Genomic DNA, 17,063 nt, shown 5'->3' with positions numbered 1-17,063 from the left:
TTTGTTGATTTGCCGTTGAAGAGCCAATTATGAATTTTGATGCCATTACCATAAGAGACATTGCTCGTGAACTAAATCTATCCGTATCTACAGTATCTAAAGCATTGCGGGATAGTTATGAGATCAGCGAAAAAACCAAAAAACTGGTGCTCGAATATGCCCGAGAAAACAACTACCGGCCCAATCCAATGGCCCAAAGCCTTAAAAAAGGGCATAGCAAATCAATTGGCATTGTAGTTTCAAGTATTGATAATCAATTTTTTTCGCAGGTTATAAACGGTATTGAGTCGCAGGCATATAGCCAGGGCTATAATGTGATTATTACCCAAAGCCATGAGTCGTACGATTTGGAAGTGCAAAATGTAAACCACCTCACGCAATGGGCAATTGATGGTCTTTTAATATCATTGTCAACCGAAACCAACAATGTAGAACATTTAAAAAAACTGCAGGATCAGGGTTTACACATTGTTTTTTTTGATCGTATAAGCAATGTTATCGACACGCATAAGGTAATAGTAGATAATTTCAAGGGAGCTTATGACGCTACACGGCATTTGTTAGATTCAGGTTACCGGCATATTGCCCATATTACAAGCTCAGCAACCACTTCCGTTACCAACGAAAGGCTTGCAGGATATCAACAAGCGCTTAGCGAAAGTGGTTTAGCAATGGATGAAAACTATATTAAATATTGCCAGCAGGGTGCGCTCAATTTGAATGAAATTGAACAGGCCGTGGACGAACTGCTTGCCTTGGCCATAAAACCAGATGCTATATTTACTGCCTGGGATAGGATTACCACCTCAACTTTATCCACGTTGCATAAGTTAGACGTAAAAATTCCGGAAGAGATAGCCTTGATAGGCTTTACTAACACATTGCTGGCCGATATTTTAAATCCATCATTAAGCTCTGTACATCAACCTGCGTTTGAAATTGGCAGAAAAGCTACTGAAATGCTTTTAAGTTTAATTAACAGTAAACGTCCTGTGACTGAATTTGAAACAATCATATTACCAACAGAATTGCTTATTCGTAACTCTTCGGTAAAACCTGTTTTATAAAACAATTAATACATTCACACAGACTCGTCAGCCATAACACCCTGTAATCCAAAAGGCACCCCATTTAAAAGGCACAGACATTCCTCCTTCTCCTACAACGATTGCGTAAATAAACCCGAGTCAAATGAAATACGCTGGATCAAATGTAATTACATTTGATCCAGCGTATTTCGCCTAAACCTGGCGATTTCCAATTATAAACACAAATTCGGGCCATTAACAACAGGTATGTTATTACAAATATGTCTTATTATTATCCCTAATATTCTTTATGATTTTACCGGCTTTGCCCAACGCAAAGCTGGTAAATTTTTTTGCGCCATGCCAGTGAGCACTCAGCAGTAACCATGATATTTTACTATCCATACATTTTCTCAAAGCAATTAAGGACAGTATCCGCTAAAAAATCAATTACCAAACATAGATAGCGGATTTTGATATATTTATGAAAGGATCAGTTTTACTCTTTTTAATCTTCATTTGTGCTTTTGGAACAGTTAGCCATGCACAGCAAAAAATAAGGCTCAATGATAACTGGGAATTTTTAAAACAGGATATTGGCGGCGTATGGGAAGCTGTACGTCCGGTTACTCCCGGCAACCCGGAAAGTGTACCGGTATGGCAAAAAATAAAACTCCCTCACTGTTTTAATGCCCGGGACGCGGTTGATCCTGATATAAACTATTACCAGGGACCTGGCTGGTACCGTACTCAGCTGGAAATCAAAAACCCCTATCCTAACGGAAAAACTTTGCTCCACTTTGAAGGAGCGGGTCAAAAAACAGAAGTATATGTGTATACTACTAAAGTAGGCGCCCATCTTGGCGGATATGATGAATGGACGGTTGATATTACCCAGGCAATTGAAGATTTTAAAAAGACCGATGTATGCCAAAAGCGGTTTAAGGGACACATCCCCATCGAGATCAGATGTGATAATTCCCGGGATCTTGAAACCATCCCATCGCAATTATCAGATTTTAATGTTTATGGCGGCTTATACAGATATCTGAACCTTGTTTATGAGCCGTCACTTTCAATAGATAAAATATTTGCTTCCGCAAAAATTGATGATGCCGGGAAACAAGGCGAGCTACAAATTAAAACCAGGCTTTATAATCCTGATCATGTCAGTACAGCTGAAGGCTTAATTAAACTTATCGACCCAAAAGGCAAACTTGTTGTTCAAAAATCTTATAAGTTAAACAATCTCGCGGACGACGCAGAAATTGGCAGCTTTCGGGTTAAAAAGCCTCAATTATGGTCGCCGGACGCGCCTGCTTTATACACAGTGGAGGTATCAGTTAAATATGGCGGCGAGGTTGATGTTCAGCGTGAAAAGGTCGGCTTCCGTAATTTTGAATTTGTGGATAATGGCCCCTTCCATCTGAACGGCAAACGCCTGCTGCTGCGCGGTACCCACCGCCATGAAGACCATGCCGGCGTAGCAGAAGCCATGACAGATAGCATGATGCACCAGGAAATGCAAATGATGAAAGATATGGGTGTCAATTTTATCAGGCTTGGCCATTATCAGCAATCAAGAACCATACTTAATTTATGCGACAGCCTCGGTATTTTAGTTTGGGAGGAAGAACCCTGGTGCCGCGGAGGCCTGGGTGGTAAAGTTTACCAGGATGAGGCTAAGGAAATGATGACCAATATGATTGAACAGCATTACAACCACCCGGCTATTATTTTATGGGGTTTGGGGAATGAGAACGATTGGGAGGGTGATTTTCAGGTATATGACAAAGAAAAGATCAGAACGTTCATGAAAGCTCAAAATGAGCTGGCTCACAGACTTGATCCATCGCGCAAAACAACCATCAGGCGTTGCGATTTTTGCAAGGATATTCCGGATGTGTATTCGCCATCTATTTGGGCGGGTTGGTACCGGGGCCTGTTTACTGAATATAAAAAGACATCTGAGGAAGAATTTAAAAAAGTAAAGCACTTTTTCCATGCAGAATGGGGTGGCGATAGTCATGCGCTGCGTCATTCCGAAAACCCGGACAAGGCATTAAGTAATATTAAAGCCGGGACGGGCACTGACGAACGGTTGGGCGATGCCTCGCTATATGGCGGAGCAGCCCGCGCATCAAAAGATGGCGATTGGAGTGAAAGTTATATCTGCAATTTGTTTGACTGGCATTTAAAGGAACAGGAAACCATGCCCTGGCTTACAGGTTCGGCATTTTGGGTCTTTAAAGATTTTTCAACGCCTATCCGTCCGGACAACCCTATACCTTACATGAATCAGAAAGGTGTGGTTGAGCGTGACCTAACCCCTAAAGAATCCTATTATGTATTTCAATCATACTGGACTAATAAACCAATGGCACACATTTATGGGCATAGCTGGCCCGTTCGGTGGGGCGATGCCGGTGAAGAAAAAATGATTAAAGTATATTCAAATTGTGATAATGCAGAGCTTTTTGTAAATGGTAAAAGTTATGGCACTAAAAAACGTAACAGTCAGGATTTTCCCGCGGCAGGTTTACGATGGATGGTGGCTCTGCAAAACGGAAATAATGACATTAAAGTAGTAGGCCACAAAGGCAAACAAACTGTTAGTGACCATATTAGTCAGCAATACCAAACCGAAAAATGGGATAAACCTGCCAAATTACTAATAGAGAAGATCAGTGACGAGAATGGAGTGGCTACCATACAGATAAAGCTGGTAGACAGCAAAGGTGTTCAATGTCTTGACGCCGTTAATCAGGTAGCTTTCTCATTAACAGGGGACGGCACACTGATGGATGATCTGGGCACTTCACGCGGTTCGCGTAAAGTACAGGCCTATAATGGCCGCGCGCTCATCAGTGTAAAAACGAATAACGGCAAGAGCGTAGTCGGCGTACAATCGCCGGGATTATCAACAGTATTTTTAAACTTGGAGCAATGATGTTTAAAACGCTATTTCTATCAATTTTTCTTCCTTTGATTATACCCTGCTGGCAAACGGATGTACAGGTTCAGGTTAAACAAGAGGTAATAGCAACATTGAAAACCGATATATTGAAAGAAGCTGCCTGGGCATTGAAACAAGCTCCTGTAACCGTTACAGCGGAAAGCTGTGCCCGAAGTGCCGGTAATAAACATGATTTTTATTCCGAAGGCGATTATTGGTGGCCAAATCCGCAAAACCCCGGCGACCCATATATACAAAAGGATGGACTTACAAATCCGCAAAATTTTGTAGCCCATCGTTTGGCCATGATCCGCTTTAGCCGGATTATTGGTGCGCTTGCATCGGCATATAAAATTACAGGAGATAAAAGATATGTAAAGCAGGCGCTTTGGCATCTAAAAGCCTGGTTCATTAATCCTGAAACATTAATGAACCCTAACCTGCAATATGCTCAGGCCATACAAGGTATAGCCACTGGCAGGGGCATTGGAATAATTGACACTATACAATTAATGGAAGTTGTTCAGGGCCTGGAAGCCATGCAAAACTCGCCATTGATAGATAAACAAACTATAAATGACATCAAAAACTGGTTTAACCGGTACATTACATGGCTTACCACTCATCCCTATGGTAAAGACGAAATGAATGCTAAAAACAATCACGGTACCTGCTGGGTAATGCAGACAGCCTGCTTTGCAAAATTTACCGGGAACAAAGAAATCATTGACTTTTGCCGTAAACGATTCAAGGAGGTTTTATTACCCGCACAAATTGCCGCAGACGGCAGCTTTCCGTTAGAGTTAAAACGGACTAAACCATTCGGTTATTCGATATTCAATCTGGATGCCATGACTACAATATGTCAGCTGTTAAGCGACAAAACAGACAATTTATGGTCATATCAAACGCCTGACGGGCGCTCCATTAAAAAGGGGATTGAATTTTTATATCCCTTTTTAAAAGATAAAAACACCTGGTCATACCCGCATGATGTAATGCATTGGGAAAGCTGGCCGGTAGCACAGCCATCTTTGGTTTTTGGAGCGGCGGCTTATAACAATGCCAACTGGCTAAACACTTGGAAAAAGCTGGAACATTCACCCACTGACGAAGAGATCATCAGAAATTTACCGGTAAGGCATCCTCTGATCTGGATAAATTAATATTCGTCTTTTATAAAAATCACTCCTTTCATTTATCCGTAGCCTCTGAAAAATAAACCTACAGATGCAAGCCATACCTGGCCACTGATGATCTAAAAACAGTTTTCGCCTGGTTTGTTAAGTTTTGCCACTCAAAACCACCATATATAGTATCAAAGTTTATTCCTTCTACCCGCTGCACCACATTGGCTAATTCATTTGCAGGTAACGGGATATAATTAGGGTAACTATACATAATTGCTATATGTTTTTTATTTCTGGAAACATAAACACTGTCTCCGGTAAGCAACGCTCCTTCAGCCGACAAATGGGGTACTCTCAGCACACTGCTGCCCGGAAAATGCCCGCCTGTATTGATGATCGAAATTCCATCCCATAATTGTTGTACCTGTCCTTCCCAAAATGTTATATGCGGTCCTTTATTAAATATCCATTGCTCATCAAACCGATGAATAAAAACCGGACAATCAAAATTATTGGCCCATTGATTTACATTGCTGTAAAAATGCGGATGCGAAAAAGCAATTGCTTTTAAACCGCCTTTTGATTGAATAAAATCAATTATTTCGTGGTTCAGGAGCGGGATGCAATCCCATAAAATATTCCCCCCTGGTGAGAGTACTAATAATGCCCTTTGACCTAAAGCAAATAAAGGCGTCAGCTGCAGGGCAAAGAGCGACGGGCTAAGCTGGGTAATGTTTACCTTATGATTGATGTTTATCTCTGTTGAGTTTGTCCATTGTTGACCATTTTCTTTTAAATACTGTCTGTCATCATTACAAATGGGGCAAAAATCTGGTGAGGGCGAGTTTGTGTTAAATTGTGTGCCACAAGTGCAGCAAGTGTCTTGTTTCATACCTTATAGATTAAAATCACCATCTAATTTCGGCTTTCGCTGGTCGGTTAATATAGTCCAGTATTAACAAAATGATTAGTCCAGCCTGGTTATTATCTCTCTTATAAATAGCTAAAAAGTCGGTCACTCCGTTAGTCAGACATCATATCTATATTTATCTAAATAGCTTTAAATAAACCAGTTATAAAAACCCAATTAAAGATAACATCAATAAGATGATAACTACAGGACGGCAAGTTCTGGTTTGTACGATTATTAAAATGATCGCCTATTTTGATCAGTCACCGGCATGATCAGTAACAACATCAAGACCTTTCCATACTTTTTTAGCGGTCCAGTCTTCATCGGCTTTTTGCCATAACTCATCTGACGGTGGCAAACCCAAAATAAGAAATGCTTCTGAACATAAATAAAGGCTGCCTGTAGATATATATCCTTCACCAATATCGGGCTGATGACCATAGAGGCCAATTTGTAACCAACCTTTGTCGTCAAAAGTTCCGGGTGCTTCTAATTGCCGCTTGATCACAGTATAAAGTGCTGATCTTACCTGTTGCGGCTTTATGTTGTCAGGTAGTGCTTTTATCAACGTTATTTTTGATAACAATTGAAAAGCACCAAACCGGTAGGCTAATGAACGGCCTATTGGAGGATAAGTGCCCTCGGGCGAAATCAGCCTTTCCTGAATTGCAGCATAACGCCGGGCACGATTAAGCGCTACCTCGTAAGTTGATTTTTGATTCTTGTCTGCATTTTCCAGCGTTTGCAATACCTCTAACAACATGGGTTGAATAACAAAACTGTTATAATAGTCCCAATGAAAATTTGCGCCGTCGCCATAAAGACCATCGCCTTTGTACCATAGCTGATGCTGCTTAATGGCATAATCCATTCGCATTCTGTCGCCATAATTATCAAACTTTAGCAAAGCAGCCTCAATAGTAGCGCTAAACAACAACCAATTATTATACCCCGGGGTAATAACACGTGTTGATTTGAACGCTGTGAGGATATTTGCTTTTGTAGCTGTATCCAATGGATCCCATAATTGATGAGGTGCCCTCAATAAAGCCTGGGCTAAAAAAGCGGCATCAACCACAGGCTGCCCACCTTTATTAAAATTCATAAAATCGGGGCTATTAGGATCTGTGGCATTATGAAGCCCTGTGCGGGCCAATTCTATATATTTTTTTCTTAAAATACCCTCAGGAGTTTGGTCAGGGCCTATTTCAAGCCAGGGCGCCATACCAGCCAGCAATCGGCCAAATGCTTCCAGGTATGTATAATTTTTACGGTCGCCGGTTTTGGCTTCCACTGGCATTTGTTGTTTAAGCTGATTTTTACTCAGCGCTGTTAATACCGGATCAGCGATCCGCACGAGTGATTTAACGAGGTAAGTACGTTCTTTTTGACCAGGGTCATTATTTTGTGAGGTTTGAGCCCTTATCAAGGTCGATAAAGGCATGATAAATATCAGGCAGAGAAATTTACTTCGCATTTCAGGATGTTCTATTTGCAATAAAAGTAGTTACATTTTAGTTGTTCCTGCGTCCTGGCGTTAAGATCAACCTCAATAATATTAATGTTGAAAATGACATGAATGCAAAGAATCTCATACGGGTTTGTGTATGTATTCAAAGTAACCGATTGCCATTTTACTTTGCAAGCAATGTTCCTTATTATTTTTGTTACAATGATTTGATCTTGTTCCAGTCGGCAACACCCACTTTTTTGGCCCATTGCAAATATTCAACTTCCAGTTTTTTGATCTTTTCGGGATATTTGGCAGCAAGGTCATTGGTTTCTGATCGATCGGCGTTTAGATCATATAGTTCCCAGGGCTTGTCAATTTCCGCTACAAGCTTCCAATTCCCTTCCCTGATAGCCCTGCTCCCCTCATGCTCCCAAAAAATGGCGTCATGGCCGTTCCAGGGTTTATCGTTGAAAATTTTTGCAAGGCTCAACCCTTCAAGCGGGGTAAGTTTTCTGCCTTTAAACTTTTGGGGGTAGCTGATGCCTGCAAGTTCAAGACAGGTTGGCATAATATCAATAAAATGAGCCGGTTGAGTATTAGTACTTCCAGCTTTAATAACAGACGGAAACCAGGCAATAAATGGCGTAGAAATACCGCCTTCATGAGTATTCCGTTTAAATAGCCGGAATGGCGTGTTGCTTACGTTGGCCCAGGGAATCTCATAACTGTCAATCGAATTTACGGATCCGGGAATCTCATTTTTTTGTATTACGGTTTGCAGGCTTTTCACTTCATCTGCGCTGCCGCCATTGTCTGAGGCAAAAAGTATAATGGTGTTCTTGTCTTTCCCAAGCTGTTTTAGCTTGTTCATGATCTCGCCTATACCAGCATCCATCCTATCTATCATTGCGGCGTAAATGGCCATCCGGGTATCCCATTTATCTTTTTCTTCGGGCGATAATGAATCCCAATCAGGCACTCGACTGTCTCTGTCAGATAATTTCCAGCTTTTTTTGATAATACCGCTTGCCAGCAGCTTTTCATAACGCTGTTTACGCAACTTGTCCCAGCCTTCCAGGTACTTACCTTTGTAACGGGCAATATCCTGTGGTAATGCCTGTATGGGCCAATGAGGCGCATTATAAGCCACGTAAAGAAAAAAGGGGGCCTTCTTATCTTTTATCTCTTCCAATGATCTTATGGCAAAATCTGTAATGGCTTGGGTTAGGTACTTTGAGGTATCACTCCTTGTAACTTCCTGATTATTAATCATAAATGTAATTTTACTACCATCGTTATACAAAGGCCTGGAGTTAAAATAACTGCTGCCATTGTTCAGCATGGTGAATGACTTGTCGAAGCCGCGGTTAAAAGCTAAGGCTGATGGCTGTAAACCTACATGCCATTTGCCCGAAACTATGGTATTATAACCTGCTTTGTCCTTCAGTAATTCGGCGATTGTGGCACAATTGTCATTCAAATATCCTTGGTAAGCAACTGATCCTTTGTATTTTATCATATCACCAACTCCGGCCTGATGTGGGTATAAACCAGTTAATAGTGCGGTACGCGAAGGGCAGCACCTGCCTGCGTTATAAAACTGTGTCATTTTTAAACCCTCTTTGGCCAGCCGGTCAATGTTAGGTGTTTGGATCTCGGAACCAAAGCAACCGATGTCGGCAAAGCCCATGTCATCTGCCAGAATGATGATGATGTTGGGTTTGCTGCGCGGTGTTTGCGCAATGCATTTAGAGCTATAAAACAAGCCAAAAACAAACACAAAACAATACAAAACAGTCAAAAATGAAGAAGAAATTAACCGTTTTAACAAATAATCAATGCGTTTTAACATGAATAATTTTTAAGTGTAAAATATAAGAACGGACGACGTATCACCGGGTAAATTCAGTGACCTGTCATCCGTTCGATCTTGATGATAGAGACCGTAAATTAATTACTTGCCAGGCCCGACCCGGTTTGGGCGACGGCCGCTTTAACCTGGGCAACCGACGAGAACCCTTGCTTTTTCCACACCTCTTTTTTGTTTTGATAAAGCACCAGCGTTGGCAGTACATTTACTTTGAGCTCGCGGGCCAGCGCGGTATTGTCATATACCTCAATGCTGATGACCTTGGGTGTAAAGCCGGTTTCGGCTTTCAGCGAGTCAAGTACCGGCACCAGTTTTTTGCAGGCTCCGCAATACCGCGAACCAAAATCAACCAACACCAGTTGCGATGAGCCGGTAAGCTCCGTAAACTGCGCTTTTGATAAGGAAACACCTTTTTTATTAGTTGAAAAGATAGGATACCCCGAACCTATCCAGTTGGCCAGGCCGCCGGGAAGCTCCTGCACGTCTTTAAAGCCCTTTGCCCGTAACTCGCCCGATAAAACCTTACTGCGGCCATTGGCAATGGAATAAACAAAAGTTGGCTTGTCTTTTGAAAACCTGTTCAACCGCTGCTGGTAGTCCGCAGATTTAGCATCTACATTTATAGCGCCCCTGATATGGTTTTGCGAAAATTCTTCGGCCGACCGTGCATCCAGGATCTGCGCGTTTTTGGCATGGCTAAGCTTGGCAGCAAATGTCTCCAGCGATAATAACTGTGGCTGAACCGGTGCTGTTTGAGCTTTTGCAAAGCCAGCGGCTGCAACTATTACAGCCAATAAAATGATCTTTACCTTTTGCATGTTAATTTATTTAATTATTGTTTTCTAAATGGTGTATCCGTTTATTATTGAGGTCGTCGCGATCAATAAAGGGATATATATTGTTTGTTTTTGCCTCGGCATCAAACAGTTCCTTTAATTCTTTTAGTTTTTCGGGGTATTTTTTGGCCAGGTCAATGCGTTCGTTAAAATCCTCATTAAGGTTGTACAGCTTCCAAACGTCCTTATCATAATTACGCTCCGGAATTGTTTTACCCTGTGGAAAGTTGAGCAGGTCGATATTGTCCGGACGATGCGCGGCCTCGGCTTTCCAGCCGTCTTTATAAATAGACCGGGAAGTAAAAATGTAGTAATACTGCTTGGCATGCAGCGACGGCGCTTTTGCATCATTAAACGAGCTAAACAACGACTTACCCTGCAGCGTATCCTGCTTAATACCTTTTACATATGCAGGCAATTTTAAACCAGCCGCTTCAATAGTAGTTGGGAAAATATCTGAAACATGACCGTACTGCGTGCGAATGCCGCCTTTCTCTTTGATCAGCTTTGGATAGTAAACGATGAGCGGGTTATGCGTACCACCTTCGGCATCCGCGTCTGATTTCCAGTATTTAAACGGCGTGTTGGCCGCCTGCGCCCAGCCCAGCGGGTAATTAGTTGATGCCTCCGGCGTGCCGATGGATTCATAATCGCTCTCATTATTTTTTATATAATCTGCTTCAGGTGTTGTAAGCGCAGAATTTTTGGGGTTGATAACGCCGTGGAAAGTCCCCTCCTTGCTTGCGCCGTTATCGCCTATCATCACAAACACCAGCGTGTTATCAAACTGGCCCGAGGCTTTCAGGTAGCTGATAACACGGCCGACCTGGTGGTCAATATAGGTAAGGTAACCCGCATAAACCTCCATAAAACGGGCATACAATTTTTGCTGACCGGCCGGCAGGTTTTTCCAGGCCTGTATCCGTTCATTACGTTCGGGTAGTTTGGCATAAGCAGGTATATAACCAGCTTTTTTCTGATTTTCAAATACTTTTTCGCGGTACACATCCCAGCCTTCATCAAACTTACCTTTGTACAGGTCGCTCCACTCCTTGCTTACCTGGTGGGGCGCGTGTGTGGCACCCGGTGCATAGTATAAAAAGAAAGGCTGACCGGGCGCTGCCTTGTGTGCCGCGTCGATATACGCTATGGCCTTATCGGTGATCACCTCGTTAAGGTTACGGCCATCAGATTTGATATGGAAGTTATCCTCTACCAAATGCGGCGGATTGTACTGATCAGTAGCCGACTCCAGAAAACCTATATGATGATCAAACCCTTTGCCGGTTGGCCATCTGTCAAACGGACCAACGGCGGTGGTATCTTCATCTGGAGTTACTCCCCATTTACCTACCGCGAAAGTGCTGTAACCGTTTGCGCGCAGCGCTTCGGCAATGGTACCTTTATCCGGCGGGATACGGCCATCGTAACCCGGGAAACCCGCAGCCGTTGAGGCATGGGCAAAATTGCCCATATGCACATAATGATGGTTTCGCCCCGTTAGCAGCGACGAGCGTGTAGGCGCGCAAATACCTGCCGTATGGAAGTTGGTATAGCGCAAACCGTTGTTGGCCAGCGTATCAAAGTTTGGGGTGCTGATGAGGCCGCCAAAGGTACCTGAAGCGCCAAAACCAACATCGTCCAGTAATATCCATACAATGTTAGGTGCACCCTGCGGCGCTTTAAGGGGCTTTGCCCACCACTCTTTTGACTCGGCCAGCGTTTTGCCCACCACTCCTTTATAGGTTGAAGGATCAGACGGCGGAATGTTTGCAGCTGATATTTTTTGTGTTGGTGTTTGCGCCACACCCTGCAGCGCAAAACCAAGGGCAATTGCTATTGCCATAAAAGTTTTTTTATAATCGTGTTTCATGTTGATGGGTTTATATCTCATTGAATAAGTTTGTTTTTAGGTTTGCGTTTTCCCTTTCTGTTTTGCGTTTGTGCAGCAGGTTATTTTCTGGCGTAGAAGACTCACCCCGGCGTCGCTGCGCTCGCCGACCCTCTCTCCGGCTTTGCCGCAAAGAGGATTGAGGAGTTTTTATTTTTTATCTTTCTTCAATTTTCAATTCCCTCTTTACATTTCCAATCCCCTCTTTGCGCCGAAGGCGGAGAGAGGGTGACCAAGCATAGCGATGGTAGGGTGAGTCGACTATGCGAGTTGCTATTTTCTGGCGTAGAGGACTCACCCCGGCGTCGCTGCGCTTGCCGACCTCTCTCCGGCTTTCCAATCCCTCTTTGCGCCGAAGGCGGAGAGAGGGTGACCAAGCGTAGCGATGGTCGGGTGAGTCGACTGTGCGGGTTGCTATTTCCGTCGCAGAAGACTCACCCCGGCGTCGCTGCGCTCCTTAACCCTCTCTCCGGCGTTGCCGCAAAGAGGGTTAAGGAGATTTTTTCTTTTTTATTTTGATCCTTTTTATCCTTACCCCCTTGTCCTTTATCCTTCTTCACTTCCAATCCGGAGTTTAATTTTTATAGTTCTGATGTATGCGTTTTTGGTATACATCGTACCAGTCAATAAAAGGATACAGATTATTTCTCCTGGCCTGTTCCTCAAATACAGCTTTCAGTTCTTTTAATTTTTCAGGGTATTTTTTCGCCAGGTCAACACGTTCGTTAAAATCATCATTTAGGTTATAAAGTTCCCACACGTCATCGTCAAAACTTTTATCGGGGATGTTTTTGCCTGCTGTAAAATCGCCCACTTCCACATTATCCGGATGGTGCGCTGCCTCTGCTTTCCAGCCGTCTTTATAAATGGAACGCGAACCAAATATGTAGTAATGTTGTAATTTGTGCCTTGCAGCAGCTTCGGGATGATCAAAAGAGTAAACCAGCGAGGTACCCTGCAGCGTATCCTGCTTAATGCCCCGTATGTATTCTGGTAGTTTAATTTCCAAATATTCAAGCGTAGTTGGCAACACATCAATCACATGGCCATATTGCGTACGGATAGCGCCTTTGTCTTTAATTCCCTTTGGGTAGTAAACGATCAATGGATTGCGGGTTCCGCCTTCTGAATTGGCGTCCTGTTTCCAGTATTTAAACGGCGTGTTGGCTGCCTGAGCCCAACCCAGGGGGTAATTGGTGGCGGCCTGGGACGTACCTATATCATCAATATCCTGAATGTTTGTTTTCAGGTAAGTATCTTCTGCAACCAGTTTAGCCGAATTCTTTTTGGGGTTAATAACACCATGAACCGTACCTTCCTTACTGGCGCCATTATCGCCAATGATCACAAAAACCAGTGTATTATCAAGCTGACCGCTTTGTTTTAAATAATTCACCAGCCTGCCCACCTCATGATCGGTATAGGTTAAATAACCAGCGTAAACCTCCATAAAACGGGCATACAGCTTTTTCTCGGCAGGCGGCAGCGAATTCCACGCAGGTATACGCGTGTTGCGTTCAGGCAATTTGGCATAGGCAGGTATAATACCCAGCTTTTTTTGCCGGGCTATCACTTTCTCCCTGAAATCGTCCCAACCTGAATCAAACTGACCTTTGTACAGATCGCTCCACTCCTTTGCTACCTGGTGGGGTGAATGCGTTGCTCCCGGCGCGTAGTATAAAAAGAACGGCTTATCGGGCGCTACTTTATGCTGCCTGGTAATGTAGCTTATGGCCTTATCGGTTATTTGTTCGGTAAGATGCCGGCCATCGGGCGTTACGTGCGCATTATCTTCAACCAAATCGGGTTTATACTGGTCTGTTGCCGAGCCCAGGAAACCAAAGAAATGATCAAAGCCCTTGCCTGTTGGCCAACGGTCAAACGGACCGGCATCGGTGGCATCTTCATCTGGTGTTAAACCATACTTGCCCACAGCAAAAGTATTATATCCGTTCTCCCTTAATATTTCGGCGATGGTCCCTTTGTCTGAGGGGATCCGGCCGTCATATCCCGGGAATCCGGCCGACAGGGCCACGTGCGAAAATCCGCCCTCATGAACGTAATGGTGGTTTCGACCGGTAAGGAGCGCCGAACGTGTAGGCGCACAGATGCCGGCCGTATGAAAATTGGTATAACGCAGCCCGTTATTGGCCAATGTGTCAAAATTCGGCGTTTTAATAATGCCGCCAAAGGTACTTGTTGCACCAAAGCCAACGTCATCTAAAATGATCCAAACCACATTTGGGGCGCCGGCAGGTGCTTTATGAGGCTCAGGCCACCACTCCTTTGAATCATTAAGCGTTTTACCTACCACGCCGCCAAACGGTTGACTGTTTTGTGCCCTGGCATTTTGCAGGCCAATTAAGCTTATGGCCATTGCCAGCGGCCATATTTTACGGTTACCTGCATAAAAATATGCGGGCAATTTTTGTGTGAGTTTTTTTAAAATTATCATGATATGATATTGGTTTAGATGTTAATTATTGAACGGGAAAACCGGCCTTTGTTAAGCTGTCGATCGCTCCAATGTTATAGCTTAAATGATAACCCAGCGTTTGCAATGAATCGGCAGCTCTGCCACTTCGGTTACCGGAATGACAATACAGATATATAGGTTTGCTTTTATCGAGTTTTTTTATCTCGCCGGTAAAATCAGCCGATTTGATATTGATATTTGCGGCATATTTAAGATGATGCTGGCTGTATTCCTCAGGGGTACGCACATCAATCAGGTAGGCTTTACCCTGTTCAATTGACATAAGCAGCTTTTGTTCTACTTCGGGTGTTACAATGACCCTCTCCGACTTTTTTTGCAGGTATGTCGTCTGTGCATGCGATATGACGATAGCCGAAAACAGCAACAAGGTAATAATGACGTGTTTTTTCATATATAGTTATTCGGTTAAGTTTTTGCAGAAGACTCACCCCGGCATCACCCCGGCATCGCTACGCTCGCCGACCCTCTCTCCGGCTTTGCCGCAAAGAGGGTTGAAGAGCTTTCATTTTTTATCTTTTTTATCAATTTCCAATCCCCTCTTTGCGCCGAAGGCGAAGAGAGGGTGACCAAGCGTAGCGATGGTCGGGTGAGTCGACTATGCGGGTTGTTATTTCCAGCACAGAAGACTCACCCCGGCGTCGCTACGCTCGCCGACCCTCTCTTCGGCTTTGCCGCAAAGAGGGTTGAGGAGTTTTTTCTTTCATTTCATTTTTTATCTCCTTCATCAATTTCCAGTCCCTCTTTGCGCCGAAGGCGGAGAGGGGGTGACCAAGCGTAGCGATGGTCGGGTGAGTCGACTATGCGAGTTGCTAATCCCAGCGCAGAAGACTCACCCCGGCGTCGCTACGCTCGCCGACCCTCTCTTCGGCTTTGCCGCAAAGAGGGTTGAAGAGCTTTCATTTTTTTATCTTTTTTATCATACCTGTTTATCATTATTCCCATCCGGGATTTTGGGTGAGCTTGCCGTTACTGTTATCAATTTCCTGCTGGGGAATAGGGAAAAGATAGAATTTGCCCTTTGCACCTTTATTTACATTGGTTTTACCCACCTTGGTTAAACTGGCCTCTAAAATGCCGTTGCCTGCGGCGTCGCGTTCCCGTATGAGGTCAAACCAGCGCTGGTATTCAAATACAAATTCAAGGCGGCGCTCCAGGTATACTGCTTCCCTGAACTGTGCCTGGTTTAAACCCGAAAGCTCATCGAGCCCTGCCCGCTTGCGTACCCTGTTGATAGAGGCATAGGCTTTTGCGGTAGGTCCATTGAGCTCATTTTCAGCTTCGGCGTGTATCAGCAATACGTCTGAAAAGCGGATGATAGATACGTTGGCGCCAGACTCCGACTCATTAGAAGCCACATTTGGATCATAGTACTTATTAAAAAAGGGGGTCGAGTCGCCGGGAATGGCAGCGTCGTTCAGCTTACCATAAAACAAGTTGGTTGAAGGGCTTTGAAATCGTGTAACAAAGCTTACCCGTTTTCTTTTATCATTGGCCGAATACAACTTGTAAACACTAAAAAATTTATCAACCCCTCCGGGCTTGGTGGCGTCAGGAACAGGGTAAAACACTACCTGATCGGCATAGCTGCCTACCATACCGGGTATGCCATTCAATATTGACCGGGGCGCCTGGTTGTTGCCCTGGCCCTGCGAATTGGATTTAAACTGCGCCGAAAAAATATGTTCCCTGCCATTCTTAGACGCCGGTAAAAACACATCGGCATAATTGGCAAACAGATCATAACCATACGGGCCATTAATCACTGCCTCTGCCTGGGTCACCGCCTTGCCCCACTGGCATTCGGTAAGGTAAACCTTAGCCAGCAGCGAATTGGCTGCACCCGCGGTTGCCCTACCCACATCGGCCCCGGTATAAGCATTTGGCAAATCGACTGCTGCCGCGGCGAGGTCGGTCTCAATTTGTTTATAAACAGTTGCAGCCGCGGTTCGGGGTATCTGCAGATCGGCCAGGTTAATGGATGTCTGATCGTGCAGTACCAGCGGCACATCGCCATACAGGCGTACCAGGTTAAAGTAATATAGGGCCCTTAAAAATTTGGCTTCGGCCACCAGCCTTTTGTTTAATGTAGCGTCAAATTGTATATGAGGTATGGTATCAATAGCGATATTGGCTTTTTTAATGGCGGCATAGTGCTGTTGCCATATCTGCAAAATGCGGAGCCCTGCCGATGAGTGACCAAGCACCGATTGTGAACGCACATCAGCATTGGTAGCGCCCGGACCGGGGCCTTCATCATCGCCCATAAAATTCATCCCGGTATTAAACAAGGTATTATAGGGTGTTTGTACTGCATTGGCCCCGCCGTTTAACAGCGAATATGCAGCGGTAACTGCTGCCACCGCGTCGGCTTGTGTTTTGTAAAACTGGCTTGCCGGAATAAAAGACCGCGGGTCTTCATTTAATTTGGCGCAGGAAACCGCGCCAAAGGCAATCAGTATGATCAGGTATTTAATATTATTCGTTTTCAT

11 protein-coding genes are annotated in these 17,063 nt (G+C 44.1%); 3 read left to right on the top strand and 8 right to left on the bottom strand.

The genetic code is table 11. From position 1 onward, the window contains the following. Positions 1 to 29: 29 nt before the first annotated feature. The 3 genes from J2W55_RS06370 to J2W55_RS06360 all read left to right on the top strand — a co-directional run bounded on the left by J2W55_RS06370 (position 30) and on the right by J2W55_RS06360 (position 5,150). Complete coding sequence (locus J2W55_RS06370; RefSeq protein WP_310093228.1) at positions 30 to 1,067, top strand: LacI family DNA-binding transcriptional regulator; 1,038 nt, start codon at positions 30 to 32, stop codon at positions 1,065 to 1,067. A 445-nt stretch (positions 1,068 to 1,512) separates the two neighbouring features. Continuing rightward, positions 1,513 to 3,978 carry a glycoside hydrolase family 2 TIM barrel-domain containing protein gene (locus tag J2W55_RS06365; protein WP_310093225.1) on the top strand — a complete coding sequence of 822 codons (2,466 nt, stop codon included), beginning with the start codon at positions 1,513 to 1,515 and terminating at the stop codon, positions 3,976 to 3,978. Beyond that, positions 3,975 to 5,150, top strand: coding sequence for an alginate lyase family protein (locus tag J2W55_RS06360; protein ID WP_310093223.1), 1,176 nt, complete (start codon positions 3,975 to 3,977; stop codon positions 5,148 to 5,150). The genes J2W55_RS06365 and J2W55_RS06360 overlap by 4 nt, the downstream gene beginning before the upstream one ends. A 58-nt stretch (positions 5,151 to 5,208) precedes the next feature. On the opposite strand, the gene J2W55_RS06355 is transcribed toward J2W55_RS06360, so the two are convergent. The 8 genes from J2W55_RS06355 to J2W55_RS06320 all read right to left on the bottom strand — a co-directional run bounded on the left by J2W55_RS06355 (position 5,209) and on the right by J2W55_RS06320 (position 17,063). Beyond that, on the bottom strand, positions 5,209 to 6,006 hold the full coding sequence (locus J2W55_RS06355; protein WP_310093221.1) for an MBL fold metallo-hydrolase: 798 nt from the start codon (positions 6,004 to 6,006) through the stop codon (positions 5,209 to 5,211). A gap of 277 nt (positions 6,007 to 6,283) precedes the next feature. Then, positions 6,284 to 7,471: a DUF2264 domain-containing protein gene (locus J2W55_RS06350; protein WP_310093219.1), complete on the bottom strand. Its 1,188-nt coding sequence runs from the start codon at positions 7,469 to 7,471 to the stop codon at positions 6,284 to 6,286. A gap of 223 nt (positions 7,472 to 7,694) precedes the next feature. Next, positions 7,695 to 9,332: an arylsulfatase gene (locus J2W55_RS06345; RefSeq protein ID WP_310093217.1), complete on the bottom strand. Its 1,638-nt coding sequence runs from the start codon at positions 9,330 to 9,332 to the stop codon at positions 7,695 to 7,697. A 98-nt stretch (positions 9,333 to 9,430) separates the two neighbouring features. Next, positions 9,431 to 10,168, bottom strand: a complete 738-nt coding sequence (locus J2W55_RS06340; RefSeq protein WP_310093216.1) for a rhodanese-like domain-containing protein — start codon at positions 10,166 to 10,168, stop codon at positions 9,431 to 9,433. 10 nt (positions 10,169 to 10,178) lie between these two features. Then, entirely contained in the window at positions 10,179 to 12,059 is a 1,881-nt protein-coding gene (locus J2W55_RS06335) for an arylsulfatase (protein WP_310093214.1), read from the bottom strand. Between the two features lie 592 nt (positions 12,060 to 12,651). Continuing rightward, a complete protein-coding gene (locus J2W55_RS06330; protein ID WP_310093212.1) occupies positions 12,652 to 14,532 on the bottom strand; it encodes an arylsulfatase in 1,881 nt (626 codons plus the stop codon). 25 nt (positions 14,533 to 14,557) lie between these two features. Next, positions 14,558 to 14,965, bottom strand: coding sequence for a rhodanese-like domain-containing protein (locus J2W55_RS06325; protein WP_310093210.1), 408 nt, complete (start codon positions 14,963 to 14,965; stop codon positions 14,558 to 14,560). A 541-nt stretch (positions 14,966 to 15,506) separates the two neighbouring features. Next, entirely contained in the window at positions 15,507 to 17,063 is a 1,557-nt protein-coding gene (locus J2W55_RS06320) for a RagB/SusD family nutrient uptake outer membrane protein (protein WP_310093207.1), read from the bottom strand.

Source organism: Mucilaginibacter pocheonensis (assembly GCF_031456535.1).
GTDB lineage: Bacteria > Bacteroidota > Bacteroidia > Sphingobacteriales > Sphingobacteriaceae > Mucilaginibacter > Mucilaginibacter pocheonensis.
Note: the sequence above shows the minus strand (reverse complement) of the source record. Positions and strands in the feature narration are given on the sequence as shown.